Consider the following 25,071-nt stretch of genomic DNA (forward strand, 5'->3'; position numbering starts at 1 on the left):
GCAAAAGCACCACAACACAGGAGGCCGCCGGTGAGACGAGCGCGCCCGGGGGCGCCGCCCCGAGGAACGGGTGGCCGCACCCTGACCAGTGTCGGAGCGGGGCCCGGTTTCGACGGGAGCGGGCCCGTGGACCGGACGGACGAGCGCACCACCGCCCGGCCGGAGCCGAGACCCGCGAGCCAGGAACACGCCCCGTCGAAGCTGTGGCACATCACCCTCTGCGTCTCGGGGACCGAGTTCCCGCTGAAGGAGGTCAGACGCGGGCTCGAACAGCTCGCGCACGACCATCCGTTCCTGCTGACCAGCCGTTATGCCAACGACCACGCGGAGATCCGCTACTGGGAGGAGGCCCGCGACCTGCACGACGCGGCGGCGGTGGCCCTGCGGCTGTGGGGCGAGCACCGCTCCAGCGCCGGCCTGCCGCCCTGGGCGATCGTCGGCCTCGAAGTCATCGACCGCGAGACCTACCACCAGCGCGTCGCCGAGGGGTACGGACCGCCCCCGGCCGCCCCGGTCGGCGTCCACCCGTACTGACCCGGCCGCCGCCGGTGGGACGGCCGTCTCGCATCACGGGATGCGTGCGGAATGTCCGCAGTGTGCGCACTACTCTGCGGGCATGACCACGCTCTCGCCGTACGACAACATGTCTCCCGTGGCCCAGGCCGCCTACCGGGCCCGTTCCGCGGCCGCCGACATCGCGCCACTTCCGCGCGCGGCGAAGGACGACGCGCTCCTGGCGATCGCGGACGCGCTGGAAGTACGGACGAGCGACATCCTCGCGGCCAACGCCGAGGACGTGGCCCGCGCCCGTGAGGCGGGGACCAGCGAGTCCGTCGTGGACCGGCTGACCCTCACCCCCGAGCGCATCCGCGCCATCGCCGCCGACGTACGGGACGTCGCCGCCCTGCCCGACCCGGTCGGCGAGGTCGTGCGCGGCTCGACCCTCCCCAACGGCATCGACCTGCGCCAGGTGCGGGTGCCGCTCGGCGTCGTCGGGATCATCTACGAGGCCCGGCCCAACGTGACGGTGGACGCCGCCGCCCTCTGCCTGAAGTCCGGCAACGCCGTCCTGCTGCGCGGCTCGTCCTCCGCCTTCGCCTCGAACACCGCCCTGGTGCGGGTCCTGCGCGACGCGGTGGGCGGCTCCGGGCTGCCGGCCGACGCGGTGCAGCTGGTCCCCGGCGAGAGCCGCGACTCGGTGCGCGAACTCATGCGCGCCCGGGGCCTCGTCGACGTGCTCATCCCGCGCGGCGGCGCCTCGCTGATCCGCACGGTGGTCGAGGAGTCCACGGTCCCGGTCATCGAGACCGGCACCGGCAACTGCCACGTGTACGTCGACGCGCAGACCGACCTGGACATGGCCGTGGAGATTCTGGTCAACTCCAAGGCCCAGCGCCCGAGCGTCTGCAACGCCGCCGAGACCCTCCTCGTCCACAAGGACATCGCCGACGCCTTCCTGCCGCGCGCCCTGGACGCCCTGGCCGGGGCCGGGGTGACCGTGCACGGCGACGAGCGCGTGCTGGAGTACGGCGAGGGCTCCAAGGCCACGGTGGTGGCGGCGACGGCCGAGGACTGGGAGATCGAATACCTCTCGTACGACATCGCGGCGGCCGTCGTGGAGTCGCTGGACGCGGCCGTGGCGCACATCCGGCTCTGGTCCTCCGGGCACACCGAGGCGATCGTGACCACCTCGCAGGCCGCGGCGCGCCGCTTCACCCAGCTGGTGGATTCCACCACGGTGGCCGTCAACGCCTCGACCCGGTTCACCGACGGAGGCCAGTTCGGTTTCGGCGCCGAGATCGGCATCTCCACGCAGAAGCTGCACGCCAGGGGCCCCATGGGCCTGCCGGAACTCACCTCGACCAAGTACATCGTCACCGGCGACGGCCACGTGCGATGACGCCCGGGCGGGGCGAATCCGCCGTCTCCCTGCCCAAAACGGTCTCGCGGGTCTAGTCTGAAACCGTGCCGGACGACGTGGGGGGCAGGCCGTATCCGAACGGCCGGGAGCCCGACGACGACCGCGGGGGCGCGGACGAGGACTTCGCCTCCGTGGTGTTCGACGAGGACTTCGTACGGGCAGCCGCCTTCCACGAGCCCACCGCCGTCGAGCGGCTGCTGGCGGCGGCTGAGGCGCGCGCCGAGGCCGACGCCCGGCGCGCCGGCGGCCGCGGCGGCCTCTTCGACGACGAGCGGTACGACGAGGGCTACGGCCCGGGCGGCTACGATCCGCTCGACGCGGACGACGACGGCTTCCACGAGCACGGCCCCTACGGGCGCCACGGCGGCTCCCTGCGCCCGTACAGGGGGGCGGCCCGCTGGCACCGGCCGGTCGCCTGGCTGCTGGCCGTCCTGATGGGCGTCGGCATGGTCGCCCTGGCCTTCAGCGCCGTCTACCGCAACAGTTCGGGCGACCGGCAGGACCAGGTCCCGCCGCCCGCCACCAGCGGCGTGGACAGCGCGCCCGGCCCCGGCCCGGGTTCGGCACCGTCCGACGCGGACGAATACTCCCGCCCGATGGTCTCCGCCGTCCCGCGCACACCCTGAGCCGTTCACCGCCGCCGAACGGCTCCCGGCGAAACTCCCCGGTGGTTGCCGGGCGTCACCGCGTTTACCGTCGTCGTGTTCGACCCACCCTGAAGGTATGACCCCTCCTCCGCTCGAAGAGGGGACTTCTCACGGAGCCGGGAGAAGTCATGGCAGACCGCGGCGACCCACCCGATGGCCCGGCGGACAACGGCGCGGGCGGCCAGGACGACGAGTACGGCTCACTCGTCTTCGACGAGTCCTTCGTACGGGCCGCCCGCCTCCAGGAGCTGTCCGCCCAGGAACGCATGGTCGACCACGCCCGGGCCGTCCGAAGCCTGCCCGGACGGGCCGTCCGCAGCGGCTCCCGGATCGCCCTCGCCCTGATCATCCTCATCGCCCTGGCCTTCGGCGCGGCCGTCTTCATGGGCCTGAGCCACCCGTACGAGACCCCGGACGCCCTGCGGCCCGAACCGCTGCGGATGACCCTCGTCCCCCTCGCCCCGCGCGGCACAGTGCCCGGCGGCACCCCCGCCGCCCTCTTCGCCGGCAGCCCCGCCGCCCAGTACCCGAAGGGCAGGGACGGCATCAGCCCACCGGCCGCCCGGGCGACCGCCGACTTCTCGGAGAGCCAGGTCAGCGCCGCGCTCGCCACCGTCAAGGACTACCTGGCAGCGTCCTCGCTCGACCCCGACGTGCTCAGCGGGAACGCCGTGCGCCCTGTGGAGTCCCTGCTCGACCCCGACCAGATGGAGCAGTTCGACCGCAGCGTGGACGAGCCCTTCGACGACGGGCAGCACGCCGCGACCGGCTGGCTCGTCCGCTTCGACCCGGCCCGGGTCACCGCGGACCCCGAGATCCGGGTCCGCGGCACCCTGCGCTACGCCCAGACCGGCTCCGACGCCCTGGAGGTCGTCTCGGACCACACCTTCACGTACGCGCTGCGCCCAGCCGTCTCCGGACCTCAGCCCAAGGGCGGCGCCTCCCTGTTCACCGTGCGGCGGGAGATGCGCTTCCGGTTCGACCGGGAGGACCTGCGGCTGCACCGCCTGGAGGTGCAGACCAGCTACCTCCAGGCGGGACCGCAGTCCTGCCCGGCCGACGCCTCGGGCGCCCTGCGGCCGCTGCTCGCCGGGGAGCGCGCGGCCTCGCGCGGACCGGCGGGCACCGACCCGTACGCCACGGGCCGGCCCGTCGCCGCGCTCTGCGGGACGCTGGAGGTCAGCTCCCTTCCGTCCGGGGCCCCTGCGAGTCCTCAGGGCCCTCCGTCCCCGTCGAGCCGCCCGTAGCACCGCCCTTGGCACCGCCGGCGCCCCCGCCGGTGAACTTGTCCCGCAGCTTGCCGCCGAGATCCCCGGCGCCGCCCGCGATGTCGCCGACCAGCTTCATCAGCGGGTCCTTGCTGTTGCGCACCGAATCGGCGTAGTGCGAGGCGGACTCCTTGAACGAGTCCGTCACCGAGGTGTCCTTGTCCTCGTCGCGGCGCGGGTAGTGGCCGTCCATGATCCGCTGGTACTCACGGGTCTCCGACCACTTCTTCAGCTCGGCCGCGCGGACCGTGGTGAACGGGTGCGAGCGGGGAAGCACGTTGAGGATCTTCAGCACCGAGTCGCGCAGGTCCCCGGCCTTCTCGTACTCGTCGGCCTGGGCGAGGAACGCGTCCACGTTCATCTCGTGGAGGTGATTGCCGCCGGCGATCTTCATCAGGCCGCGCATCGAGGCCTGTATGTCCTGTCCGGCGAGCAGCCCTGCCCGGTCCGCCGACAGTTCCGACTTGCGGAACCACTCGCGCAGCGCCGTCACGATCGCCATGATCGCGACGTTGCCCAGCGGGATCCAGGCGACCTTCAGCGCCAGGTTGGTGAGGAAGAGCAATATCGTCCGGTACACCGCGTGACCGGACAGGGCGTGTCCGACCTCGTGGCCGATGACCGCCCGCATCTCCTCCTCGTCGAGCAGCTCCACCAGCCCCGTGGTCACCACGATGATCGGCTCGTCGAGCCCGATGCACATGGCGTTGGGCCTGGGGTCCTGGTTGACGTACATCGGCGGGACCTTCTGCAGGTCCAGGATGTAACAGGCGTCGCGCAGCATGTCGTTGAGGTGCGCGAACTGGGCGTCGCTCACCCGGACGGAGTCCGACAGGAAGAGCAGTCGCAGACTGCGCTCGGGCAGCAGCCCGCTCAGGGCCTTGAAGACGGTGTCGAAGCCGCTCAGCTTGCGCAGCGCGACCAGAGCGGAGCGGTCCGCGGGGTGCTCGTAGGCCCGGGAGGAGATGCCCGGGAAACGCTTGCGCTGCCTGCTCGGTACGGCGCCCCGGCTCTCGTGGCTGTCGGTCATGAATGGCCCCCTGTGTTCGTACGAGACGTCGCTCGCCCCCTGACGCCGCCCAGCCTAGGTGCTGGGGCTACGGTGTGCGGGGGGCTGTGGATAACTGAGGAGACGCCCGACATGCCGCACGCAGTTGCTCTGTTCGCCGCCGCATCCGAGGACCAGGGGCCGGGCAACACGATCCGCATCGTGCTCGTCGTCTCCCTCCTGGGAGCCGCCCTGCTGGCCTGGTTCCTGCTGCGCGGGTACCGCAACGACGACAACAACGACTGAGTCGGCGTGAGCGTGCCCGGGGCGCCCGCATACGATGTCCGCGACGTCTTCCCCCGACTCCCGATCGATAGGTCCTGCCGAAGATGAGCCTCACGAGCACCGCACACCAGCTGGTCACCGTCGCCGCCGAGGGCGAGCACGGCGGCAATCACGAGAGCCTGAGCCCCTACCTCACCGGTGGCGGTGCCTTTGTCGTGCTTCTCCTCCTTCTGTGGATCACCACGCGCTTCAACCGCGACCGCTGAGGCCGAGGCGTACAGCTGTGCCAGTAGGCTCTGCACGCATGGGAGAGCAGGAAGTGCCTACCGGCCGCGGAAAGCGCCGACTCGGCGTGATGGGCGGGACGTTTGACCCGATTCATCATGGACACCTGGTGGCGGCCAGTGAAGTGGCCGCCCAGTTCCACCTCGACGAGGTGGTCTTCGTACCGACCGGGCAGCCGTGGCAGAAGAGCCACAAGCACGTCTCCCCGGCCGAGGACCGTTATCTGATGACGGTCATCGCGACGGCGTCCAACCCCCAGTTCTCGGTCAGCCGCAGCGACATCGACCGTCAGGGCCCCACGTACACGATCGACACGCTGCGGGACCTGCGCGAGGTCCACGGAGACGCGGACCTCTTCTTCATCACCGGCGCCGACGCGCTCGCCCAGATCCTCACCTGGCGCAACGCGGACGAACTGTTCTCGCTGTCCCACTTCATCGGTGTGACCCGGCCGGGCCACGTGCTCACGGACGACGGGCTGCCGAAGGGGGGCGTCTCCCTGGTGGAGGTCCCCGCCCTCGCGATCTCCTCGACGGACTGCCGCGCGAGGGTCGCCGAGGGGGAGCCGGTCTGGTACCTCGTGCCCGACGGTGTGGTCCGCTACATCGACAAGCGCCAGCTGTACCGCGGCGAGTGAGCCACGGAAAGGGGCACCGGTGAACGACCGACAGAACCCGTACGACCCGTACTACCAGCAGCCGCAGATCATCGGCTACGACGAGTACGGGCAGCCGGTGTACCAGCAGCCGGGTCAGCAGCAGTACGACCCGTACGGGCAGCAACAGCAGCAGCCCTACGGGAACCAGCAGGCGCCGCAGCAGGCTCCGCAGGGCGGTGGGCAGGGGTACGGCTACGACCCGTACGCCCAGCAGCAGCCCCCTGCCCCGCCGCAGGGCTACGACCCCTACGGGGACCGCTCCCAGCAGGCCCCGCAGCAGGACTACGGCTACGACCAGTACGGCTATGACACCGGGCAGATGCCCGCGTACGACACCGGGCAGCAGGCCGCGGTCGACACGACGCAGCAGTGGAGCGCCCCGCAGCAGGCCCCGGCCCCCGCTCCCGCCCCGGCCCCCGCGCCTCGCGGGGAGCCGGAGCCGCGGCAGGCGCCGGAGGCGGCCGTGCCCGGGCAGCGCCGCGGCGGCGAGGACTACCGCACCGAGCAGTTCGCGTTCATCGAGGAGCCCGACGAGGACTCCGAGGACGTCATCGACTGGCTCAAGTTCACCGAGAGCCGCAGCGAGCGCCGTGAGGAGGCGCGCCGCCGCGGCCGCAACCGGGTCGTCGCGCTGATCGTCGCCGCGGTCCTGGCGGTGCTCGGCGGCGTCGGCTACCTGTGGTCGGCGGACAAGCTGCCCGGCATGTCCGGCGGGGAGAAGGAGAACACCGCGACGACCGGTCCGCAGCGCCGGGACGTCATCGTCGTGCACCTCCACAACACGAAGGGCGGCGGCACCTCCACCGCCCTGCTCGTCGACAACGTCACCACCAAGCAGGGGACCACGGTCCTGCTGCCCAACTCCCTCGCCGTCTCCGACGACGACGGGACGACCACGACGCTCGGCAAGTCGGTCGATGACGACGGCACCTCCGGGACCAGGGAGTCCCTGGACACCCTGCTCGGCACCGACATCAGCGGGACCTGGCGGCTCGACACCCCGTACCTGGAGAACCTCGTCGATCTCGTCGGCAACATCGAGGTCGACACGGACACCGCGGTGCCGGGCGCCAAGAAGGGCTCCGGCGACCTGGTGAAGAAGGGCGAGGCGCAGACCCTCAGCGGTCCGATGGCCGTCGCGTACGCCACGTACCGCGGGCCGGGTGAGGCCGAGGCCAAGCAGTTGATGCGGTTCGGGCAGGTCATGCGCGGGGTGCTGCGGAAGATCTCCGACGACCCGAAGGCCGCCACGGTCACCGTCCAGACGCTGGCCCAGATCCTCGACCCGTCGCTGCCCGAGAAGGACCTTGGGGCCTCGCTGGCGAAGCTCGCCGAGCACGCCAAGATCGGCGACTACAAGACGGCGCTGCTGCCGGTCCAGGACGACGGCACCCTCACCGACGCGGCCACCGACAGCGTGGTCAAGGACATCCTCGGCGGCACGGTCAAGGCGCCGACCGCGGACGGGGTGATCCGGGTCGGCATCAAGAACGCCACCGGGGACACCGGCTCCACCGAGTCCGCCCGGGGCAAGCTGGTCAACGGCGGTTTCGCCTTCGTCAACGGTGGGAAGGCCGACGCGGCCGCCTCCTCGCAGGTCGTCTACGCCGAGGCCGCCGACAAGGAGAAGGCGACCCAGGTCGCCAAGACCCTCGGACTGCCGACGAGCGCGGTGAAGAAGGGCAAGCCGGCCGGGAACGCGGACGTGTCCGTCATCCTGGGCCAGGACTACAAGGCCGAGTAGCGGGCCATGGGAGGAGGGGCGGCCCCCTCCTCCCACGAGCCGGTCGGGCCCTTCCCCGGCCGCCCCCGGAATACGGCTGCGTGCGACGTCGGTTCCCCGTGAGACCCTAGGGGTCTATCCGACCGACGACGAAAGCCTGCTTGTGACCGCCACTGACCGCTCCATCGAGCTCATCAACGCCGCCGCCCAGGCGGCCGCCGACCGGCTCGCGCACGATATCATCGCCTACGACGTCAGCGACGTGCTGTCGATCACCGACGCCTTCCTGCTGGCCTCGGCCCCCAACGACCGCCAGGTCAAGTCGATCGTCGACGAGATCGAGGAGCGGCTGCAGAAGGAGCTCGGCGCCAAGCCGGTCCGCCGCGAGGGCGACCGCGACGCCCGCTGGATCCTCCTCGACTACGTCGACATCGTCATCCACGTCCAGCACAGCGAGGAGCGCGTCTTCTACGCGCTGGAGCGCCTGTGGAAGGACTGCCCGGAGATCGACCTGCCCGAGGACGCCGTGAAGACCCGTGGCAAGGCCGCCGAGCACGCGGAGCTCAACGGCGGCACGGAAGGTGAGCAGAACTGAACGGCAGCAGAAGCGGCAGGGGCCGCAGGATCGTCCTCTGGCGCCACGGCCAGACGGCGTGGAACCTGGAGCGCCGCTTCCAGGGCTCCACGGACATCGAGCTGACCGAGACCGGTGTCGCGCAGGCCCGCCGGGCCGCGCGGCTGCTCGCCTCGCTGAAGCCGGACGCGATCGTCGCCTCCGACCTGCGGCGGGCCGTGGCCACGGCCGCCGAGCTCGCCGCGATCACCGGCATCGGCGTGGTGCACGACCAGGGCCTGCGGGAGACCTACGCGGGTGCCTGGCAGGGCCTCACCCACGAGGAGATCGTGGAGCGGTACGGCGAGCAGTACGCGGCCTGGAAGCGCGGCGAGCCCGTGCGGCGCGGCGGCGGCGAGCTGGAGACCGAGGTCGCCGACCGGGCGGCCCCCGTCGTCCTCGGGCACGCCGGCAAGCTGCCCGACGACGGCACGCTGGTCGTCGTCAGTCACGGCGGCACGATCCGGACCACCATCGGCCGGCTGCTGGGCCTGGAGGCGCACCACTGGGAGGGGCTCGGCGGGCTGACCAACTGCTGCTGGTCCGTGCTCGGCGAGGGCGCCCGAGGCTGGCGGCTGCTGGAGCACAACGCCGGCACGCTGCCGGAGCCGGTGCTCGGCGACGACACCTGACCCGGTCGCCACGGGCCGCCTCCGGGCGGCAGGGGCCGGATTTCACTTTCCGGCTGGTCACAGGCTAAAGTTCTTCTTGTTCGCAGCGCGGGAGCGCAGAGAAACACAGCGGACAGCGGGGCTATAGCTCAGTTGGTAGAGCGCTTGCATGGCATGCAAGAGGTCAGGAGTTCAATTCTCCTTAGCTCCACAATCGGAAATCCCGTCCCCACCAGGGGGCGGGATTTCCGCGTGTGCGGTCACGTGCGGGCCGCGGGGCCTCGGCGGTGTGCCCGCAGGTCCGCGAGCAGCCGCCTGCTCTCCTCGTCGGCCGCCGTGTACGTGACGATCCGGCACTCCAGCAGCCCGTTGACGGTCAGCGACACCGAGGTCATCCGTATCTCCCCGGCCACCGCGCGGTGCCGGAAGACCTTCACGCGCCGGCCCGGCGGTACGACGTCCCCGCTGCGCCACAGCTTCGCGAAATAGGGGCTGGCGTCCGACAGCGCCTCGATGAACCTCTCCCACGCCGGCTCGCCCACGTGGCGCCCGTAGCCGCTGCGCAGGGTCGCCGCCATCAGGGGCAGCTCCTGGGTCCGGTGGACGACCGGGCAGTCCTCCTCCGAGGCCGTGAACACCGACCACAGGGCGTTGTGGACGCGGGTGCCCTTCATGAAGGGGATGCCGAAGAGGTCGAGGTAGGCCGGGTTGGTCGCCAGTACGTCGTAGCGCGCGTTGTAGACGACCGAGGGCAGTGGATCGAGCGCGTCGATGATGCCCTGGATCTCCTCGCCGACCTCGAAGACGTCGGACTCGCGGCCCGGCAGGAAGGGGACCCCGGCCAGCTCGTAGAGGTGCTCGCGCTCCGGCGGGTCCAGCCGAAGCGTTCGCGCCACCGCGTCCAGGACCTGCGAGGAGGCGTTGATCGGGCGGCCCTGCTCCAACCACGTGTACCAGGTGACACCGACGCCGGAGAGCTGGGCGACCTCCTCGCGGCGCAGACCCGGCGTGCGGCGTCGTAAGCCGGGAGGCATGCCCACGTCGGCCGGGGTGACCCGGGCCCGGCGGCTGCGCAGGAAGGCGGCGAGCTCGGGCCGTTTGCCGTGCGCCGGCCCGTTCCGCCGTGTGTGCTGTTGTGTCGTCACCGTCGTCACGCCCCCATCGTCCGTGCTGCGCCCGGGTGTTGCCAGGTGCTGCCAGTACCAGCATCAGCGGGCTCTCGTTACCCGTATGCGTCCGGCACCAGCCTGGAAGGCATGACCGCGACCTCCGAGACGACGGCCTCACGCTCCGTCACCAGTAAAGCTCCCGCCACTGACAAGGCACCCGCACGGCTGCTCGCCGTGGTCCTCACGGCCCAGTTCATGGCCATGCTCGACATCTTCATCGTGAACGTCGCCGCCCCCACGATCCGTACCGAACTCGGCGCATCGGGGGCCCAATTGCAGCTGGTGGTGGCCGGATACACCATCTCGTACGCCGTCCTCCTCGTCGCCGGCGCACGGCTCGGCGGCCTGCTCGGTCACGGCCGCGCACATCTGACCGGGCTCGCGGTCTTCACCGCGGCCTCGCTCGCCTGCGGACTGGCGGCGGGCTCGGGGCAGCTGATCGCCTTCCGGGTGATCCAGGGGGCGGGCGCGGCGGTGATGATCCCGCAGGTCCTCAGCCTGATCCAGCAGCACTTCACCGGGGCGGCTCGGGTCCGCGCGATCGGCGCCTACAGCGCCGTGCTGGCCACGGGGGCCGCCGCGGGGCAGGTCGTGGGCGGGGTGCTGGTGAGCGTCGACCTGTTCGGGGCGGGCTGGCGCCCGGTCTTCCTGGTCAACGTGCCGATCGGGCTGGTCCTGCTGGTGCTCGGCGCCCGCGTCCTGCCGGGCGAGCCGCGCACCGGCCAGGCCCGGCGCGTGGCGCGGGCGCGCGGCTTCGACCCGGTGGGCCTGGTCGTGCTCGCCCTGGGCGTCACCCTGCTGACCGTCCCGCTGGTGCTCGGCCAGGAGCTGGGCTGGCCCGACTGGACGTGGATCTGCCTGCTCGCCTGCGCGGTCGTCCTCGCCGGCTTCGTGGCGTACGAGACCCGGCTCGCCGCACGCGGCGGTGCGCCCCTGATCGCGCCCCGAGTGCTCCGGTTGCCCGGAATCGCCGTGGCGTCGGTGCGCATCCTGCTGGTGATGGCGGTCAACGCGGGCTTCCTCTTCACGCTGACGCTGCACCTCCAGGGCGGCCTCGGGTACTCGGCGCTGCGCGCCGGGCTGATGTGCGCGCCGACCGCGGTGGCCTTCGGCGTGGCCGGACTGACCTGGCGGCGGTGGCCCGCCCGGCTGCAGAGGGGTCTGGTCCCCGGCGGCTTCGTGATGGTGGCCGTCGGCAACGTGCTGATCGGGCTGGCGCTGCGGGGCGGCGACGGCGGGGGCCCCGTGCTGTACGCGGGCTTCCTGCTGCTGGGTACGGGTATGGCTCTCGCGTTCAGCCCCAACCTCGCGGGCGCCCTGGCGGACGTACGGCCCCAGGACGCCGCCGACGCCAGCGGTGTGCTGGTGACCGTCACCCAGCTCGGCCAGGTCGTCGGAGTCGCCACCATCGGCACCCTCTACCTCAACCGTCTCGGCGCCCCGGGGGCGCAGGGGTCGGGGCACGCTCTGTGGGTCTGTGAGCTGGCTCTGGCCGGAGTCGCGTGCGCGGGCGCCGTTGCGGGGCTCGTACGGCGGCGGGCGGTGACTCGGGCGGGCTGACCCCCTTGCGGGGCCATGGCAGAATCGGACCGCCGGAGGGAGCGACGGACCGAACGGGAGGGTGTGCGCGATGCCTGGGAGCCGCCACGAGGTCCCGAAGCCGTCTTCCCTCCGTCGGGGCCGGAGCTGATCCATGGGTGCACACAGGCGGAAATGCGACTGGTGCGGCAGCGGTACGCCCATCGTCAGGGACATGGACCCGGTCAACGCGGACTACCAGTACTGGTGCGAGGAGTGCGCGCGGGCGCTGATCATAAAAGGCGACCCCATCGAGACCTACCGCGAGCTGGAGGGGGAGCCGATCTACGGCCGGCTCCTGGAGGAGCACTGCACGCTCAAACGGTTCTACTCCTTCGCGACGGCCTGACCGCTTCCCCTCCGAAGACCGGTGAAAACCGGTCCGCCCGGAATCGATTTGGTGGACGGCCGGGGTGACCGGTACTGTTCTCGATGTCGCCAGGGAAACGCGGGCGGCGCAACGAGGGGCTATAGCTCAGTTGGTAGAGCGCTTGCATGGCATGCAAGAGGTCAGGAGTTCAATTCTCCTTAGCTCCACAGTGAAGAAGAACGGCGGGCCATCCGGATCGGATGGCCCGCCGTTCTGTGTGCGCAGCCGGTCAACGGGCTATCGCCCTGAGGGGGACCGGCTCCGTGCGGTACCCTGACGCCATGCGTGCCGTAGGCCTTCTGCTTAGCGAGCCGCGCTGATCAGTCCCGACCGGTGAGAATGCCTGGTCGGCATCAGCGCGGCGTCCCCTCCTGTGCGAGGGGATTTTTCGTTTCCGTGGACGCGTGTCCGTACGACGTGGGCGCCGGCAGATGACGATCGATGGAGCTTTGAGGATCATGAGCGAGACGAATTCCGCAGCCGACGTTGCTGCGCCGCACCGCTACACGGCAGCGATGGCCGCCGACATCGAGGCACGCTGGCAGGACTTCTGGGACGCCGAGGGCACGTACGAGGCACCCAACCCGACCGGTGACCTGGCGGGCGATCCGGAGCTGGCCGCCAGGCCCAAGAAGTTCATCATGGACATGTTCCCGTACCCCTCGGGCGCGGGACTGCACGTCGGCCACCCGCTGGGTTACATCGCCACCGACGTCTTCGCCCGCCACCAGCGGATGACCGGGCACAACGTCCTGCACACCCTGGGCTTCGACGCCTTCGGCCTGCCCGCGGAGCAGTACGCCGTACAGACCGGCACCCACCCGCGGATCTCCACCGAGGCCAACATCGCGAACATGACGGCGCAGCTGCGCCGGCTGGGCCTGGGCCACGACAAGCGCCGCTCGTTCGCCACGATCGAGTCCGAGTACTACAAGTGGACCCAGTGGATCTTCCTGCAGATCTTCAACTCCTGGTACGACACCGAGGCGGACCGCGCCCGGCCGATCGACGAGCTGGTCGCCCAGTTCGAGAGCGGCGAGCGCGCGACCCCCGACGGCCGTGACTGGAGCGCGCTGAGCGCCGTCGAGCGCGCCGACGTCCTGGGCGGGTACCGGCTGGCCTACGCCTCCGACGCGCCGGTCAACTGGTCGCCCGGCCTGGGCACCGTCCTGGCCAACGAGGAGGTCACCGCCGACGGCCGCTCCGAGCGCGGCAACTTCCCCGTGTTCAAGGCCAAGCTGCGCCAGTGGAACATGCGCATCACCGCCTACGCCGACCGGCTGCTGAACGACCTGGACGGGCTGGACTGGCCCGAGGCCATCAAGCTGCAGCAGCGCAACTGGATCGGCCGTTCCGAGGGCGCGCGCGTCGACTTCCCGGTCGACGGCGCGGGCAGCGTCACCGTCTTCACCACCCGCCAGGACACGCTGTTCGGCGCCACCTACATGGTGCTGGCGCCCGAGCACGAGCTGGTCGAGCGGATCATCCCCGCCGCCTGGCCCGAGGGCACCCACCCGGTCTGGACGGGCGGCCACGCCTCCCCGGCCGAGGCGGTCACCGCGTACCGCAAGCAGGCCGCGTCCAAGTCCGACGTCGAGCGGCAGGCCGAGGCCAAGGACAAGACCGGCGTCTTCACCGGCGCGTACGCCACCAACCCCGTCAGCGGCGAGCAGATCCCCGTCTTCATCGCGGACTACGTCCTGATGGGCTACGGCACCGGCGCGATCATGGCCGTACCGGCGCACGACGCCCGCGACTTCGCCTTCGCGCGCGCCTTCGAGCTGCCCGTGCGCTGCGTCGTCGAGCCGTCGGACGGCCGCGGCACGGACGCCTCGACGTGGGAGGACGCCTTCGCCTCGTACGACGCGAAGCTGGTCAACTCCGCCAACGACGAGATCTCGCTGAACGGTCTGGGCGTCGCCGACGCGAAGGCCCGCATCACGGAGTGGCTGAAGGAGCACGGCGTCGGCGAGGGCACCGTCAACTTCCGGCTGCGCGACTGGCTGTTCAGCCGCCAGCGCTACTGGGGCGAGCCCTTCCCGATCGTGTACGACGAGGAGGGCATCGCCCACCCGCTGCCCGAGTCGATGCTGCCGCTGGAGCTGCCCGAGGTCGACGACTACTCGCCGCGCACCTTCGACCCGGACGACGCCGACACCCAGCCCGAGACCCCGCTGTCGCGCAACGCCGAGTGGGTCAACGTCACGCTGGACCTGGGCGACGGCGCTGGTCTGCGAAATTACCGCCGCGAGACCAACACCATGCCCAACTGGGCCGGTTCCTGCTGGTACGAGCTGCGCTACCTGGACCCGAACAACTCCGAGAAGCTGGTCGACCCGGCCATCGAGGAGTACTGGATGGGCCCGCGCGAGGGGCAGCCGACCGGCGGCGTCGACCTGTACGTGGGCGGTGCCGAGCACGCCGTGCTGCACCTGCTGTACGCCCGCTTCTGGTCGAAGGTGCTGCACGACCTGGGCCATGTCTCCTCCGCGGAGCCGTTCCACAAGCTGTACAACCAGGGCATGATCCAGGCGTTCGTCTACCGGGACAGCCGCGGCATCGCCGTCCCGGCCGCCGAGGTCGAGGAGCGTGACGGGGCGTACTACTACCAGGGCGAGAAGGTCTCCCGCGTCCTGGGCAAGATGGGCAAGTCCCTGAAGAACGCCGTCACGCCCGACGAGATCTGCACCGAGTTCGGCGCGGACACGCTGCGCCTGTACGAGATGGCGATGGGCCCCCTGGACGTGTCGCGGCCCTGGGACACGCGCGCGGTCGTCGGCCAGTACCGGCTGCTGCAGCGGCTGTGGCGCAACATCGTCGACGAGGAGACCGGTGAGGTCACCGTCGTCGACTCCGAGCCCGGCGAGGACACGCTGCGCGCGCTGCACAAGGCGATCGACGGAGTCGGCGGCGACATGGCCGGCATGCGGTTCAACACGGCGATCGCCAAGGTCACCGAGCTGAACAACCACCTGACCAAGGCGGGCGGCCCGCTGCCCCGCCCGGTCGCGGAGGCCCTGGTGCTGCTGATCGCGCCGCTGGCCCCGCACATCGCCGAGGAGCTGTGGCGCCGGCTGGGCCACACGGAGTCGGTCGTGCACCAGGACTTCCCGGTGGCCGACCCGGCGTACGTCGTGGACGAGACCGTCACCTGCGTCGTGCAGATCAAGGGCAAGGTCAAGGCGCGCCTGGAGATCTCCCCGTCGATCACGGACACGGAGCTGGAGGCCCTGGCCCTGGCCGACCCGGCCGTCGTCGCCGCGCTGGACGGGGCGGGCATCCGCAAGGTGATCGTCCGCGCGCCGAAGCTGGTGAACATCGTCCCCGCGTAGTCGCGGACACGGGTGGGGGCTTTCCCCTACGGGCAGGTTGGGGGTTCCGACGGAACCCCCAACCTGCCCGTTCCGTTTACGGTGGAGATGACCGGTGTACGTGTACCGGAGGCCGTCACACCATCCGAGGGGCGCTCATGGAATCCGTGATCCTGATCCTGGGGCTGCTCGTCGTCGCCTTCATGGCCCTGGGCGTGTACGCGACCGTCAAGGTCGTCGGGGCGGCCCGGCGCGGCGTGGACCGCACGATCACACAGGCGCGCCGCACCGTCGAGGACACCACGCTGCGGGCCAAGAGCTACGGTCAGCTGGGCGTCGGCGGCGAGCTGGCCCAGCTGCGGCTCTCGCTGCGCACGTCGATGCGTGCCACGCAGGAGGCGCTGCGGGCGGGCGCGGCCGAGGACGCGTCGCTCTCCGAGTCGCTGGGCCTGTTCGACCGGCTGAGCGTGTACGGGCGTGAGCTGGACGCGGAGCTGAAGGCGCTGGAGCGCGAGCCCGACAAGGCGACGGTGACCTCAAGGCTTCCCGGCCTGAAGGAGCGCACCGAGCGGATCACCCAGTCCGCCGACGCGCTGCGCTGGGCCGCCCGGGACCGGGCCCGCAGGTTCGCCGACGACGAGCTGTCGGCGCTGAACGCGCAGATCGACGTGGAGGCGGGGGCCCTGCGGCACTGGACCACGGCACCCGGCCCGGCCCAGCCGATGGCTGGCCAGGAGACCGGTCAGGGGCCGGTGCCGGCGGACGACTGGGACGGAGAGCCGGACGCGCCGGAGGCCATCACGGCCCGGGACCCCAGGCAGAGCACCACCTACCCGTGGCAGAAGACGGCCCGGCCGGAGACGTCCAACTGAGCCGTACCCCTCGGGGACCGGCTGTGACACGCCGGGAGGAACGCCGCGACCACCGGTGACCGAGGGTGGCAGGATGCGTTGCGAAGCGACCGCGGCTGATCATTCGTGCGGGGTCGGACTGCCTACTCCCCGGCGCTCCGGGTAACCTCCCGCTCATGTCCCGCCATGTCGCGATCGTCACCGATTCAACGGCCTACCTGCCGCCCGACACGATGCGGCGGCACGGCATCATCGCGGTGCCGCTGACCGTGGTCCTGGGCGATCAGGCCCTGGAGGAGGGCACCGAGATCTCGGCCCGTTCCCTGGCCCTGGCCCTCCAGAAGCGCCGTTCCGTGACCACGTCCCGGCCCAGCCCCGAGGTCTTCGCCGCCGCCTACCGGGCCGTCGCGGAGGCCGGTGCGAGCGGCATCGTCTCCCTCCATCTGTCGGCGGAATTCTCCGGTACCTACGACGCTGCGGTGCTCGCGGCGAAGGACGCTCCGGTGCCGGTGCGGGTGGTGGACACGGGAATGGTCGCTATGGCCCTCGGCTTCTGCGCCCTGTCGGCCGCGGAGACCGCCGAGGCGGGCGGCGGCCTGGACGAGGCGGTGGCGGCGGCCGAGAAGCGTGCGTCGGGCACCTCCACGTACTTCTACGTCGACACCCTGGACTACCTGCGCCGCGGCGGCCGGATCGGCGCCGCGCAGGCCCTGCTCGGCTCGGCGCTCGCGGTCAAACCCCTGCTCCAGCTGGACGGCGGCCGGATCGAGCTGCTGGAGAAGGTCCGGACGGCCTCGAAGGCCATCGCCCGGTTGGAGGAGATCGTCGTCGAACGCGCGGGCGGCGGGGGCGTGGACATCGCGGTCCACCACCTGGCGGCGCCCGAGCGTGCGGACCGGCTGGCCGAGCGGCTGCGGGAGCGTGTGCCAGGCCTGGTGGACCTGCACGTCAGCGAGGTGGGCGCGGTGATCGGCGCGCACACCGGGCCGGGGCTGCTGGGAGCGGTGGTCTCGCCGCGCTGACGGCCGCTCTGTCGACCGTCACTCTCCGGAGTGGGCGAGATATCCACATCGAGTTGGTTATCCACTGAAACCGCTTGTGCTCAGCGGGCTTTGGCGGGAGTGCCTAGCGTCCTTAGGCATGGCTTCCCGATCACAGCGTGCAACCAGCGGGCCCGGACGTGCCCCGGCCTCCGACGGCCGCGTCCGGCGGACGGCGGGCTCCGGACCGGGGCGCCGTCGGCGGACCACGGGCCGCGCGGAGGCGACCGCGGCGGCGCGCTGCCGGGCCGATGCGCTCATGGCGGGCGGGTACGGGGGACGGGTCGCGCGGTGGGGCGTGGGGGCGGCCCCGGCTCCGGATTCGGGTTCGGCGGCTTCGGACTCGATGGCGCCGGCTTCGGGTGCGGCGGAAGCCGGGGGCGGTGGTGCGGAGGCGGCCGGGGCCGTGGAGACGGGGATGGCCGGCGCGGTTCCGGCTGCGGCTCCTGTGGGGCGGTGGGCGGCGGCCGGACTCGCGGTGCGGGAGCGGCTGCCGATGTGGGTGCAGCTCAGGTGCGGCCTGGAGCCGAGGACCCTGGCCGCGCTCGCCGTGGTCCTGGTCGCCGCCGCCGTGTTCGCCGGGATGCACTTCTGGTCCGGCCGGCCCGAGGGCGTACGCGCTCCGGACGTGGTCGGCGAGGCGGTGCACGCGCCCGGGCCGGAGGCGGACGCGGAGCCGGAGGACGCGGGCCGGCCCGACCCGTCGCCCGGCGCCGTGCCTACAGCCGGGTCCGGTGGGCAGATCGTGGTGGACGTCAGTGGGAAGGTGCGCGACCCCGGGCTGCGTCGGCTGCCCTCCGGGTCACGGGTGGACGACGCGTTGACGGCGGCAGGCGGGGCGCGGCCCGGGACGGACCTGGCGGGGCTCAACCGGGCCCGGGTGCTCGTGGACGGCGAGCAGATCGTGGTGGGCGCCCCGCCGGCCCCGGTCCCGGCCGGCGGCGCGGGCGGACCTGCGGCCGCCGGGGGCGGCGGGCCGGTGAGCCTGAACGCGGCCACGGCGGATCAGCTGGAGGGCCTGCCGGGCGTCGGTCCCGTTCTCGCCCAGCACATCGTCGACTACCGCACTCAGCACGGCGGATTCCGGTCCGTCGACGAACTCCGCGAGGTCAACGGGATCGGTGACCGCCGGTTCGCCGATCTGCGCCCGCTGGTGCAGCCGTGAGCGCGCCGGACATCCACGCGGCGTCGGGCAGGCGCCTGGGACTCTCCGACCCCCGCCAGGAGGGCCCGGCCGATCTCCGGCTGCTCGGCCCGGCCGCCGCTGCCTGGGCCGGTGCCGGGCTCGCCCTCGGCGCTCCCGGGCGGTGGGTGGCGATGGGAGCGGGGCTCTGCCTGGGGGCGGCGATGATCTTTCTGGCCGTGCCGGGTCTGCGGAGGTCACGCAGGGCGGTCCCGGGACTGGACGGGTCTGCCGCCCGGGGAGTACCGGGCGAAGTCTTCGGAGACCCGGTCCGTGCGCGCCGGCGGCTGCCCGCCACCGCTGCGGCGGCCGTGCTGCTCTGCACAGCGGCGGGAGCGGCGTCCGCCGGGCTGCACGGTGCCGATGTGCGCCGGGGCCCGGTGCCCGGACTGGCCGGGCAGTTCGCCCGCGTCGAGGCGGAGATCACCCTTACCTCCGATGCCCGGCGTACGTTCCCCCGGGTGCGCGGCGACCACAGCACGCCCGCCTCCCTGTTGCTGGACGCGGAGGTCACGCTCCTGACGCGGCCCGACGGCACAGCCTTGCGGCTGCGGACGCCGGTGCTGGTCATCGTCCCGCCGGGCGGGGCGACGGCCGCCTGGCAGCGGCTGCTTCCCTCCACCCGGCTGCGGATCGACGGGCGCCTGGCGCCCTCGCTGCACAAGGGCGAACGGATCGCCGCCGTGCTGCGGCCCGACGGCAAGGCGCCGCCCCGGGTGACCGGGCCGCCCAGCCACCTCCAGCGCACGGCGGGGCGGCTGCGCGCCGGACTGCGCGAGGCCACCGACGGACTGGGCCCCGACGCACGGGCCTTGCTGCCCGGTCTCGTCGTCGGCGACACGTCACGGGTCACTCCCGAACTGCATGACGCGTTCCGCGCGACGGACCTCACGCACTTGATGGCGGTTTCAGGTTCAAATCTGTCGATTCTGCTCGTTCTGCTCATCGGGGCGCCCGGCAGAGCGCTGCGTGCCGAACGCGGGGGACTGGCCCCCAGGTTCGGGATCTCGTTGCGGACGACCGCAGTCCTCGGCGGTGGGCTCACGCTCGCCTTCGTCCTGGTCTGCCGGCCCGAGCCGAGCGTGCTGCGGGCCGCCGCGTGCGGGCTGATCACACTGCTCGCCATCGGCACCGGGCGGCGCCGGACGCTGATCCCCGCGCTGTGTGCCGCCGTGCTGCTGCTGGTGCTGTACGACCCCTGGCTGGCGCGCAGTTACGGCTTCGTCCTGTCGGTGCTGGCCACCGGCGCCCTGCTGACCCTCGCCCCGAGGTGGGGCGAGGCGCTGCGCCGGCGCCGGGTGCCGCCGCGCCTGGCGGAAGCGCTGGCCGCGGCGGCCGCCGCCCAGGCGGTGTGCTCGCCCGTCGTGGTGCTCCTCGCCTCGCGGGTGAGCCTCGTGGCGGTCCCGTGCAATCTGCTCGCCGAGTTCGCGGTGGCGCCTGCCACGGTCCTCGGGTTCGCCGCGCTGGCCATGGCACCGGTGGCGATGCCGTTGGCCGGGCTGCTCGCCCGGGTCGCGGGGTGGCCGGCCGGGTGGATCGCCTCGGTGGCAAGGACCGGGGCGGCGTTTCCCGGGGCGGAGGCCGACTGGCCCGGAGGCCTGTCCGGTGCGGCGCTGCTGGCCGTACTGACCCTGGTCCTCGTGCCGGTCGCCCGGTGGATGGGCCGCCGCCCCTGGGTCTGCTCGGCCGCCGCGCTGCTCCTCGTGCTCGCCGTGCTCCGGCCGGCCCCGCTGACGCGGGTACTGACCGGGTGGCCGCCGCCCGGCTGGGCGTTCGCGATGTGCGACGTCGGGCAGGGCGATGCTCTGGTGCTCGCCGCGGGAAGGGGCTCGGGTGTCGTCGTCGACGTGGGCCCCGATCCCCGGCTCGCCGACCGGTGCCTGCGCGAACTGGGCGTCAGCCGGATTCCGTTGCTGCTGCTCACTCACTTCCACGCCGACCACGTGCGGGGCCTGCCCGGGGTGCTGCGCGGCAGGACGGTGGGCGCGATCCAGACGACGAGCCTGGACGAGCCGCCGGAGCAGGCCGCGTTCGTCAGGAGAGCGGCGGCCCGGGCGCGGGTTCCCGTGATGCGGGCCTCCCCCGGTGAACGGCGCCGGATCGGCACGCTCGACTGGCAGGTGCTCTGGCCGCCGGGTGCGGCGGGGGTGGCCGGGCCCGTCCCGCAGGACCCGAACGACGCCAGTGTCACCCTGTTCGTGCGCGCCGGCGGGCTGACTCTGCTGCTGCCGGGCGACCTGGAACCGCCCGCCCAGCAGGCGCTGTTGCGCAGCCATCCGGAATTGCCTCGCGTGGATGTGCTCAAGGTCGCCCACCACGGCTCCGCGCACCAGGACAGCGCCCTGCTGCGGGCCGTCCGGCCCAGGTTCGCGCTGGTGAGCGTGGGCCGGGACAACCCGTACGGGCATCCGGCACCCCGGACGGTCGACGCGCTGACGGGGCAGGGTGCGGTGGTCCTGCGCACCGACAGGGACGGGGCGATCGCGGTGACGGGCAGGGGGAGAGGGTTGCGGGCGGTGGGGCGGTCATGAGGGCGTACCCGACGGCGGGGACCTGGCGGGCGGGCTGGGCGGATCGGGCGGGCCGGGCGGGCCGGGCAGGCCCGGCTGACTGGGCACTGGCACCCGCGCCCCGGACTCCGGAGCCCCGGACTCCCGTGACCCGGACTCCGGAGCCCCGGACTCCCGTGATCCCGGGCTCAGACCAGCCAGCGGCCGTCGGTCATCAGGTCGCGGTCGGGCTGTTCGTTGGACTCCCGCCAGGCCCTGATCGCGTGCGGCGTGAAGCGGAGGTACACCCAGCCGGGGCGTCCCCTCAGGTCCCAGGAGAACTTCGCCGCGAAGGCGTCGCCCGCTGCCGTCGGGAGGTCCGTGCCCTCTACCACTTCGGCCGTCGCCTCGATCATGACCACGTCGCGGGTGTGGCCGAGCGCGATGTGGGCCCGGCCGGCCGGTGTCAGGTTGACCGCCGTCGGGTTGGTGCGCCGGGTGGCCATCAGGAGGGCCTCCCCGTCCCATACGAACCACAGCGGTACGAGGGTCGGCGCCCCGTCGGCGGAGGCCGTGGACACCCAGGCGTCCGTGTCCTTCTCCAGGCGGACGAGTACGCCCTGCTTGCGCTGTTCACGGCTGCGGGCCGGTTCCGGGTGAGGCATGCCGCGCACGCTAACCCGCGCCCCGGCCGCGCGACACCGTCGCCGGACCTAGGACCAGTGGCGCATGGCGCGGCGCTGTGGCGCCGGCACAGACTGGCTCCATGGACCCCGACCTGCCGCAGACCATCGACGCCTATCTGGAGCGCATCGGCGCCGACAGGCCGGCACGCCCCGATGCCCAGGCGCTGCGCGAGCTGCAGCTGCGCCACCTCGTCGCCGTGCCCTTCGAGAACCTCTCCATCCACCTCGGCGAGGACGTCGTGCTGGAGGACGGGGCGCTCCTGGACAAGATCGTGGCCCGTCGCCGGGGCGGCTTCTGCTACGAACTCAACGGGGCGTTCGCCGTACTGCTGCGGGCGCTCGGGTTCCGCGTCACCCTGCTTCAGGCCCGGGTGCACGGAGACGGGGGGCGGCTCGGCATCCCGTACGACCACATGGCGCTGCGCGTCGGGACGGACGACGGGACCGGGCCGTGGCTCGCCGACGTCGGCTTCGGCGACCACGCCAGGCGGCCGCTCGCGCTCGACGACCGCGCCGACCACAAGGACCCGGGCGGTACTTTCCGGATCGCGCCGGCACCTGACGCCGAGGAGGCCGGGGACCTCGACGTGCTGTGCGACGGCAAGCCCCGGCTCCGCCTGGAGATGCGGCCCCGGGTACTGGCCGACTTCCGGGCCGGTGCCTGGTACCACCGGACCTCGCCCGACTCCCACTTCACCCGGGCCCCCGTCTGCTCGCGCAGCACGGACGACGGCCGCATCACGCTCACCGGGCGCAAGCTCCTCACGACGGTGGGCACCGAGCGCCACGAGACACCGCTCGCCGGCGACGAGGAGGTGCTCGCCGCCTACCGCGAGCACTTCGGGGTGCGCCTGGACCGGCTCCCCGCGAAATCGGACCTTCGGTAACACCTGCGCACAAGACCAGGCGAGATGCTCTGTTTGCCTCGAACACCCCAAGGGTGATCGAATGCATGCTCGTCGGCGGGCCGCTGCTCCGACAAAGACGTCTGCCATCCGGCCCGAGGTGAGAACGCGCCCGGGAGTGTGTGGAGATGTTCGGCCGTTGGTTCCGAAACAAAGGTGCGACGGGTGCCGCTCGTGGCGGTGCCCTCGCCGGACTGATCGTGCCGGACTCGGCCGGTGTCCTCAGCTGCCGGGTGCTCGACCCGGTCAACGAGCCGGTGCCGCTCGCGGAGTTCGTGCTGACGGACCGTGCGGGGCGCAAGGTGGTCGGGGGCGAGACAGACCCGTACGGCAGCGTCCTCGCCACGGTTCCGGCGGGGGAGTACCGGCTGGCCGTCACGGCGGAGGGCTTCACGCCCTTCCACGGTGCGGCCACGGTCACCGAGGGCGGCCATGCGAGCCTGGGCGATGTCACCCTCCAGGTCGCCGCGCCGCCGCAGCTGCCCGAGCCGGGCGACTGGGAGATCGAGCCCACGCACTCCCAGATCGGTTTCACCGCCCGGCACATCGGGATGGCCCGCATCCACGGCCGGTTCAACACCTTCGCGGGTGCGGTCCGGATCGCCGACCGCATGGAGGACTCGGCGATGCACGTGGTCATCGACGCCGCGTCCATCGACACCAACGTCCGGATGCGCGACGACCACCTGTGCTCCAGCGACTTCCTGGACGTCGGCCGCTACCCGACGCTGGAGTTCTACAGCGACCGCTTCGTGCACCGGGGCGGGACCCGGTGGGGTGTGAGCGGTGCGCTCACGCTGCACGGGGTGAGCCGCACGGTGACCCTCGACACCCAGTACCTCGGGCTCGGCAACGGGATGGAGGGCGAGTCCCGGGCCGCCTGCCGCGCCACCACGCAGCTGCACCGCGAGGACTTCACGCTCACCTGGCAGACGATGCTCGCGCGCGGCATCGCGGTCGTCGGCCCGAGCATCTCCGTCGAGATGGACGTCCAGATCGTCCCGAAGGGCTGATCCCCCGCACCGCGGGGCGGTCCTACGGGGCCTCCAGCCACCCCTCGTACTCCGCGGCGAAGGCGTCGAGCGCCGCGGCGTCGAGACGGTGGTCCGGGTCCTCCACGACCACGAGCCACTGGGCGTCCTCGGCGTCGTCCTCGCCTGCCAGCGCGTCCCGGACGAGCTGCGGCTCGTCGGTGACGCCGAACCGGTCGGCGAGTTCCTCCGCCGCCTCCTCGGCGGCATCGCGGTCGGGCAGCACCAGGACGTGTCTCTCATCGCTCACCCGCCCATTCTCGGATACGAGGGAGGGTGCGGCGGACCCGGCCGCGGCCGGGCTGTCGGTGGCCCGTGGGATGCTGGACGGCGATGGCCACCAGAAGGAATTCCACCGACGACCCGCTCGCCTCGCTCACGCTCGCCGTGGGTCAGGAGGACCTGCTCCTCGACCGCGCCGTGCAGCAGGTGGTGGCGGCCGCGCGCGCCGCCGACGCCGACACGGACGTCCGGGACCTCATGCCCGACCAGCTCCAGCCGGGCACGCTGGCCGAGCTGACCAGCCCCTCACTGTTCGCCGAGCGCAAGGTCGTGGTCGTGCGCAACGCGCAGGATCTCAGCGCGGACGCGGTCAAGGACGTCAAGAAGTACCTGGACGACCCGGTCGAGGAGATCACGCTCGTCCTGCTGCACGCGGGGGGCGCCAAGGGCAAGGGCCTGCTCGACGCGGCCCGCAAGGCGGGAGCCCGCGAGGTCGCGTGCCCGAAGACGACGAAGCCGGCCGAGCGGCTGTCCTTCGTACGGGGCGAGTTCCGCGCGCTGGGGCGCTCCGCGACGCCCGAGGCGTGCCAGGCGCTGGTCGACTCCATCGGCAGCGATCTGCGGGAGCTGGCCAGCGCGGTGTCGCAGCTCGTCGCGGACATCGAGGGCACGATCGACGAGGCGGTCGTCGGGCGCTACTACACGGGGCGGGCGGAGGCGTCGAGCTTCACGGTCGCCGACCGGGCGGTCGAGGGGCGGGCGGCGGAGGCCCTGGAGGCGCTGCGCTGGTCGCTGTCCACGGGGGTGGCCCCCGTCCTGATCACCAGCGCGCTCGCCCAGGGCGTCCGGGCGATCGGCAAGCTGTCGTCGGCGCGCGGGGGGCGGCCGGCGGATCTCGCGCGTGAGCTGGGGATGCCGCCGTGGAAGATCGACCGGGTGCGGCAGCAGATGCGGGGGTGGACGCCGGACGGGGTCGCGGTGGCGCTGCGGGCGGTCGCGGAGGCGGACGCGGGGGTGAAGGGGGGCGGGGACGACCCCGAGTACGCGCTGGAGAAGGCGGTGGTGGCCGTGGCGGGGGCTGCGCGGGGCGGGCGTGGCCCGCGGTAGTCCGGTGCGGTTTCGCCCCTGTGCGCCGCGGTTGTCCTCAATCGCCGGACGGGCTTGAACTCGCCGTTCATGCGTCCTCAATCGCCGGACGGGCTGGGTTTGCCGCGCGGGCCGTGGGCGTGCCGGCCCG

General features: G+C 72.4%; 24 protein-coding genes and 2 tRNA genes. 22 read left to right on the forward strand and 4 right to left on the reverse strand.

Annotated elements, in window-relative coordinates:
• Nucleotides 1-30 precede the first annotated feature (30 nt).
• From BLW14_RS21645 to BLW14_RS21660, 4 genes are all read left to right on the forward strand, one after another.
• Nucleotides 31-534: a hypothetical protein gene (locus BLW14_RS21645; RefSeq protein WP_093708861.1), complete on the forward strand. Its 504-nt coding sequence runs from the start codon at nt 31-33 to the stop codon at nt 532-534.
• Between the two features lie 82 nt (nt 535-616).
• Nucleotides 617-1,900 (forward strand): glutamate-5-semialdehyde dehydrogenase, encoded by a 1,284-nt coding sequence (locus tag BLW14_RS21650; protein WP_093708862.1) that lies wholly within the window; start codon nt 617-619, stop codon nt 1,898-1,900.
• Nucleotides 1,901-1,965: 65 nt separating this feature from the next.
• Nucleotides 1,966-2,547 carry an SCO2584 family spore wall biosynthesis protein gene (locus BLW14_RS21655; RefSeq protein ID WP_093708863.1) on the forward strand — a complete coding sequence of 194 codons (582 nt, stop codon included), beginning with the start codon at nt 1,966-1,968 and terminating at the stop codon, nt 2,545-2,547.
• Nucleotides 2,548-2,696: 149 nt separating this feature from the next.
• Nucleotides 2,697-3,815 (forward strand): SCO2583 family membrane protein, encoded by a 1,119-nt coding sequence (locus BLW14_RS21660; protein ID WP_093708864.1) that lies wholly within the window; start codon nt 2,697-2,699, stop codon nt 3,813-3,815.
• Here the strand turns inward: BLW14_RS21660 and BLW14_RS21665 are convergent.
• Nucleotides 3,748-4,866, reverse strand: a complete 1,119-nt coding sequence (locus BLW14_RS21665; protein WP_093708865.1) for a M48 family metallopeptidase — start codon at nt 4,864-4,866, stop codon at nt 3,748-3,750. The genes BLW14_RS21660 and BLW14_RS21665 overlap by 68 nt on opposite strands.
• Nucleotides 4,867-4,977: 111 nt before the next feature.
• On the opposite strand from BLW14_RS21665, the gene BLW14_RS34570 reads away from it, so the two are divergent.
• The 7 genes from BLW14_RS34570 (at nt 4,978) to BLW14_RS21690 (ending at nt 9,210) form a co-directional block, all read left to right on the forward strand.
• The gene (locus tag BLW14_RS34570) at nt 4,978-5,130 is read left to right on the forward strand and encodes a hypothetical protein (RefSeq protein WP_018518200.1); all 153 of its coding nucleotides are present in this window, start codon (nt 4,978-4,980) and stop codon (nt 5,128-5,130) included.
• Nucleotides 5,131-5,213: 83 nt separating this feature from the next.
• Nucleotides 5,214-5,375, forward strand: coding sequence for a hypothetical protein (locus BLW14_RS34575; RefSeq protein ID WP_018518201.1), 162 nt, complete (start codon nt 5,214-5,216; stop codon nt 5,373-5,375).
• Nucleotides 5,376-5,413: 38 nt separating this feature from the next.
• Nucleotides 5,414-6,031 (forward strand): nicotinate-nucleotide adenylyltransferase, encoded by a 618-nt coding sequence (gene nadD, locus BLW14_RS21670; RefSeq protein WP_093708866.1) that lies wholly within the window; start codon nt 5,414-5,416, stop codon nt 6,029-6,031.
• Between the two features lie 19 nt (nt 6,032-6,050).
• Entirely contained in the window at nt 6,051-7,796 is a 1,746-nt protein-coding gene (locus BLW14_RS21675) for an LCP family protein (RefSeq protein WP_093708867.1), read from the forward strand.
• 142 nt (nt 7,797-7,938) lie between these two features.
• Nucleotides 7,939-8,370, forward strand: coding sequence for a ribosome silencing factor (gene rsfS / locus BLW14_RS21680; protein ID WP_018518204.1), 432 nt, complete (start codon nt 7,939-7,941; stop codon nt 8,368-8,370).
• Nucleotides 8,367-9,020, forward strand: a complete 654-nt coding sequence (locus tag BLW14_RS21685; RefSeq protein ID WP_093708868.1) for a histidine phosphatase family protein — start codon at nt 8,367-8,369, stop codon at nt 9,018-9,020. Before rsfS ends, BLW14_RS21685 begins: the two co-directional genes overlap by 4 nt.
• A 117-nt stretch (nt 9,021-9,137) precedes the next feature.
• Nucleotides 9,138-9,210 (forward strand) — tRNA-Ala (locus tag BLW14_RS21690).
• 49 nt (nt 9,211-9,259) lie between these two features.
• Here BLW14_RS21690 and BLW14_RS21695 read toward each other — a convergent pair.
• Nucleotides 9,260-10,153, reverse strand: coding sequence for a helix-turn-helix transcriptional regulator (locus BLW14_RS21695; RefSeq protein ID WP_093708869.1), 894 nt, complete (start codon nt 10,151-10,153; stop codon nt 9,260-9,262).
• Nucleotides 10,154-10,255: 102 nt separating this feature from the next.
• Here BLW14_RS21695 and BLW14_RS21700 point away from each other — a divergent pair, with 102 nt between their 5' ends.
• The 8 genes from BLW14_RS21700 to BLW14_RS21735 all read left to right on the forward strand — a co-directional run bounded on the left by BLW14_RS21700 (nt 10,256) and on the right by BLW14_RS21735 (nt 21,032).
• A complete protein-coding gene (locus tag BLW14_RS21700; RefSeq protein ID WP_371128085.1) occupies nt 10,256-11,728 on the forward strand; it encodes an MFS transporter in 1,473 nt (490 codons plus the stop codon).
• Nucleotides 11,729-11,861: 133 nt separating this feature from the next.
• Nucleotides 11,862-12,095 carry a hypothetical protein gene (locus BLW14_RS21705; protein ID WP_018103228.1) on the forward strand — a complete coding sequence of 78 codons (234 nt, stop codon included), beginning with the start codon at nt 11,862-11,864 and terminating at the stop codon, nt 12,093-12,095.
• A 115-nt stretch (nt 12,096-12,210) separates the two neighbouring features.
• Nucleotides 12,211-12,283: transfer RNA gene (locus tag BLW14_RS21710), tRNA-Ala, on the forward strand.
• 291 nt (nt 12,284-12,574) lie between these two features.
• Entirely contained in the window at nt 12,575-15,448 is a 2,874-nt protein-coding gene (gene leuS, locus BLW14_RS21715) for a leucine--tRNA ligase (RefSeq protein WP_093708871.1), read from the forward strand.
• Nucleotides 15,449-15,585: 137 nt separating this feature from the next.
• Nucleotides 15,586-16,299, forward strand: a complete 714-nt coding sequence (locus BLW14_RS21720; protein ID WP_093708872.1) for a hypothetical protein — start codon at nt 15,586-15,588, stop codon at nt 16,297-16,299.
• A 155-nt stretch (nt 16,300-16,454) separates the two neighbouring features.
• Nucleotides 16,455-17,300 carry a DegV family protein gene (locus BLW14_RS21725; RefSeq protein WP_093708873.1) on the forward strand — a complete coding sequence of 282 codons (846 nt, stop codon included), beginning with the start codon at nt 16,455-16,457 and terminating at the stop codon, nt 17,298-17,300.
• Nucleotides 17,301-17,736: 436 nt separating this feature from the next.
• Nucleotides 17,737-18,483, forward strand: a complete 747-nt coding sequence (locus BLW14_RS35240) for a ComEA family DNA-binding protein (RefSeq protein WP_371128086.1) — start codon at nt 17,737-17,739, stop codon at nt 18,481-18,483.
• Complete coding sequence (locus BLW14_RS21735) at nt 18,480-21,032, forward strand: ComEC/Rec2 family competence protein (protein ID WP_177154051.1); 2,553 nt, start codon at nt 18,480-18,482, stop codon at nt 21,030-21,032. Before BLW14_RS35240 ends, BLW14_RS21735 begins: the two co-directional genes overlap by 4 nt.
• A 167-nt stretch (nt 21,033-21,199) precedes the next feature.
• Here the strand turns inward: BLW14_RS21735 and BLW14_RS21740 are convergent, their stop codons facing one another.
• Nucleotides 21,200-21,655, reverse strand: coding sequence for a pyridoxamine 5'-phosphate oxidase family protein (locus tag BLW14_RS21740; protein ID WP_093710811.1), 456 nt, complete (start codon nt 21,653-21,655; stop codon nt 21,200-21,202).
• A 101-nt stretch (nt 21,656-21,756) separates the two neighbouring features.
• Here BLW14_RS21740 and BLW14_RS21745 point away from each other — a divergent pair, with 101 nt between their 5' ends.
• Nucleotides 21,757-22,563, forward strand: a complete 807-nt coding sequence (locus BLW14_RS21745) for an arylamine N-acetyltransferase family protein (protein WP_093708874.1) — start codon at nt 21,757-21,759, stop codon at nt 22,561-22,563.
• A gap of 146 nt (nt 22,564-22,709) precedes the next feature.
• Entirely contained in the window at nt 22,710-23,594 is an 885-nt protein-coding gene (locus BLW14_RS21750; protein ID WP_093708875.1) for a YceI family protein, read from the forward strand.
• 22 nt (nt 23,595-23,616) lie between these two features.
• Here the strand turns inward: BLW14_RS21750 and BLW14_RS21755 are convergent, their stop codons facing one another.
• Nucleotides 23,617-23,862 carry a hypothetical protein gene (locus tag BLW14_RS21755; protein ID WP_028425661.1) on the reverse strand — a complete coding sequence of 82 codons (246 nt, stop codon included), beginning with the start codon at nt 23,860-23,862 and terminating at the stop codon, nt 23,617-23,619.
• Nucleotides 23,863-23,945: 83 nt separating this feature from the next.
• On the opposite strand from BLW14_RS21755, the gene holA reads away from it, so the two are divergent.
• Complete coding sequence (gene holA, locus BLW14_RS21760; RefSeq protein ID WP_093708876.1) at nt 23,946-24,941, forward strand: DNA polymerase III subunit delta; 996 nt, start codon at nt 23,946-23,948, stop codon at nt 24,939-24,941.
• Nucleotides 24,942-25,071: the final 130 nt, after the last annotated feature.

It is taken from the genome of Streptomyces sp. 2131.1 (genome assembly GCF_900105515.1).
GTDB lineage: Bacteria > Actinomycetota > Actinomycetes > Streptomycetales > Streptomycetaceae > Streptomyces > Streptomyces drozdowiczii.

Coding starts and splice junctions, on each gene's coding strand:
- holA (WP_093708876.1), top strand. CDS start 23,946: ATGGCCACCAGAAGGAATTCCACCGACGACCCGCTCGCCTCGCTCACG.
- BLW14_RS34570 (WP_018518200.1), top strand. CDS start 4,978: ATGCCGCACGCAGTTGCTCTGTTCGCCGCCGCATCCGAGGACCAGGGG.
- BLW14_RS21650 (WP_093708862.1), top strand. CDS start 617: ATGACCACGCTCTCGCCGTACGACAACATGTCTCCCGTGGCCCAGGCC.
- BLW14_RS21665 (WP_093708865.1), bottom strand. CDS start 4,866: ATGACCGACAGCCACGAGAGCCGGGGCGCCGTACCGAGCAGGCAGCGC.
- BLW14_RS21705 (WP_018103228.1), top strand. CDS start 11,862: ATGGGTGCACACAGGCGGAAATGCGACTGGTGCGGCAGCGGTACGCCC.
- BLW14_RS21750 (WP_093708875.1), top strand. CDS start 22,710: ATGTTCGGCCGTTGGTTCCGAAACAAAGGTGCGACGGGTGCCGCTCGT.
- leuS (WP_093708871.1), top strand. CDS start 12,575: ATGAGCGAGACGAATTCCGCAGCCGACGTTGCTGCGCCGCACCGCTAC.
- BLW14_RS21725 (WP_093708873.1), top strand. CDS start 16,455: ATGTCCCGCCATGTCGCGATCGTCACCGATTCAACGGCCTACCTGCCG.
- BLW14_RS35240 (WP_371128086.1), top strand. CDS start 17,737: ATGGCCGGCGCGGTTCCGGCTGCGGCTCCTGTGGGGCGGTGGGCGGCG.
- BLW14_RS21745 (WP_093708874.1), top strand. CDS start 21,757: ATGGACCCCGACCTGCCGCAGACCATCGACGCCTATCTGGAGCGCATC.
- BLW14_RS21700 (WP_371128085.1), top strand. CDS start 10,256: ATGACCGCGACCTCCGAGACGACGGCCTCACGCTCCGTCACCAGTAAA.
- BLW14_RS21720 (WP_093708872.1), top strand. CDS start 15,586: ATGGAATCCGTGATCCTGATCCTGGGGCTGCTCGTCGTCGCCTTCATG.
- BLW14_RS21740 (WP_093710811.1), bottom strand. CDS start 21,655: ATGCCTCACCCGGAACCGGCCCGCAGCCGTGAACAGCGCAAGCAGGGC.
- nadD (WP_093708866.1), top strand. CDS start 5,414: ATGGGAGAGCAGGAAGTGCCTACCGGCCGCGGAAAGCGCCGACTCGGC.
- BLW14_RS21660 (WP_093708864.1), top strand. CDS start 2,697: ATGGCAGACCGCGGCGACCCACCCGATGGCCCGGCGGACAACGGCGCG.
- BLW14_RS34575 (WP_018518201.1), top strand. CDS start 5,214: ATGAGCCTCACGAGCACCGCACACCAGCTGGTCACCGTCGCCGCCGAG.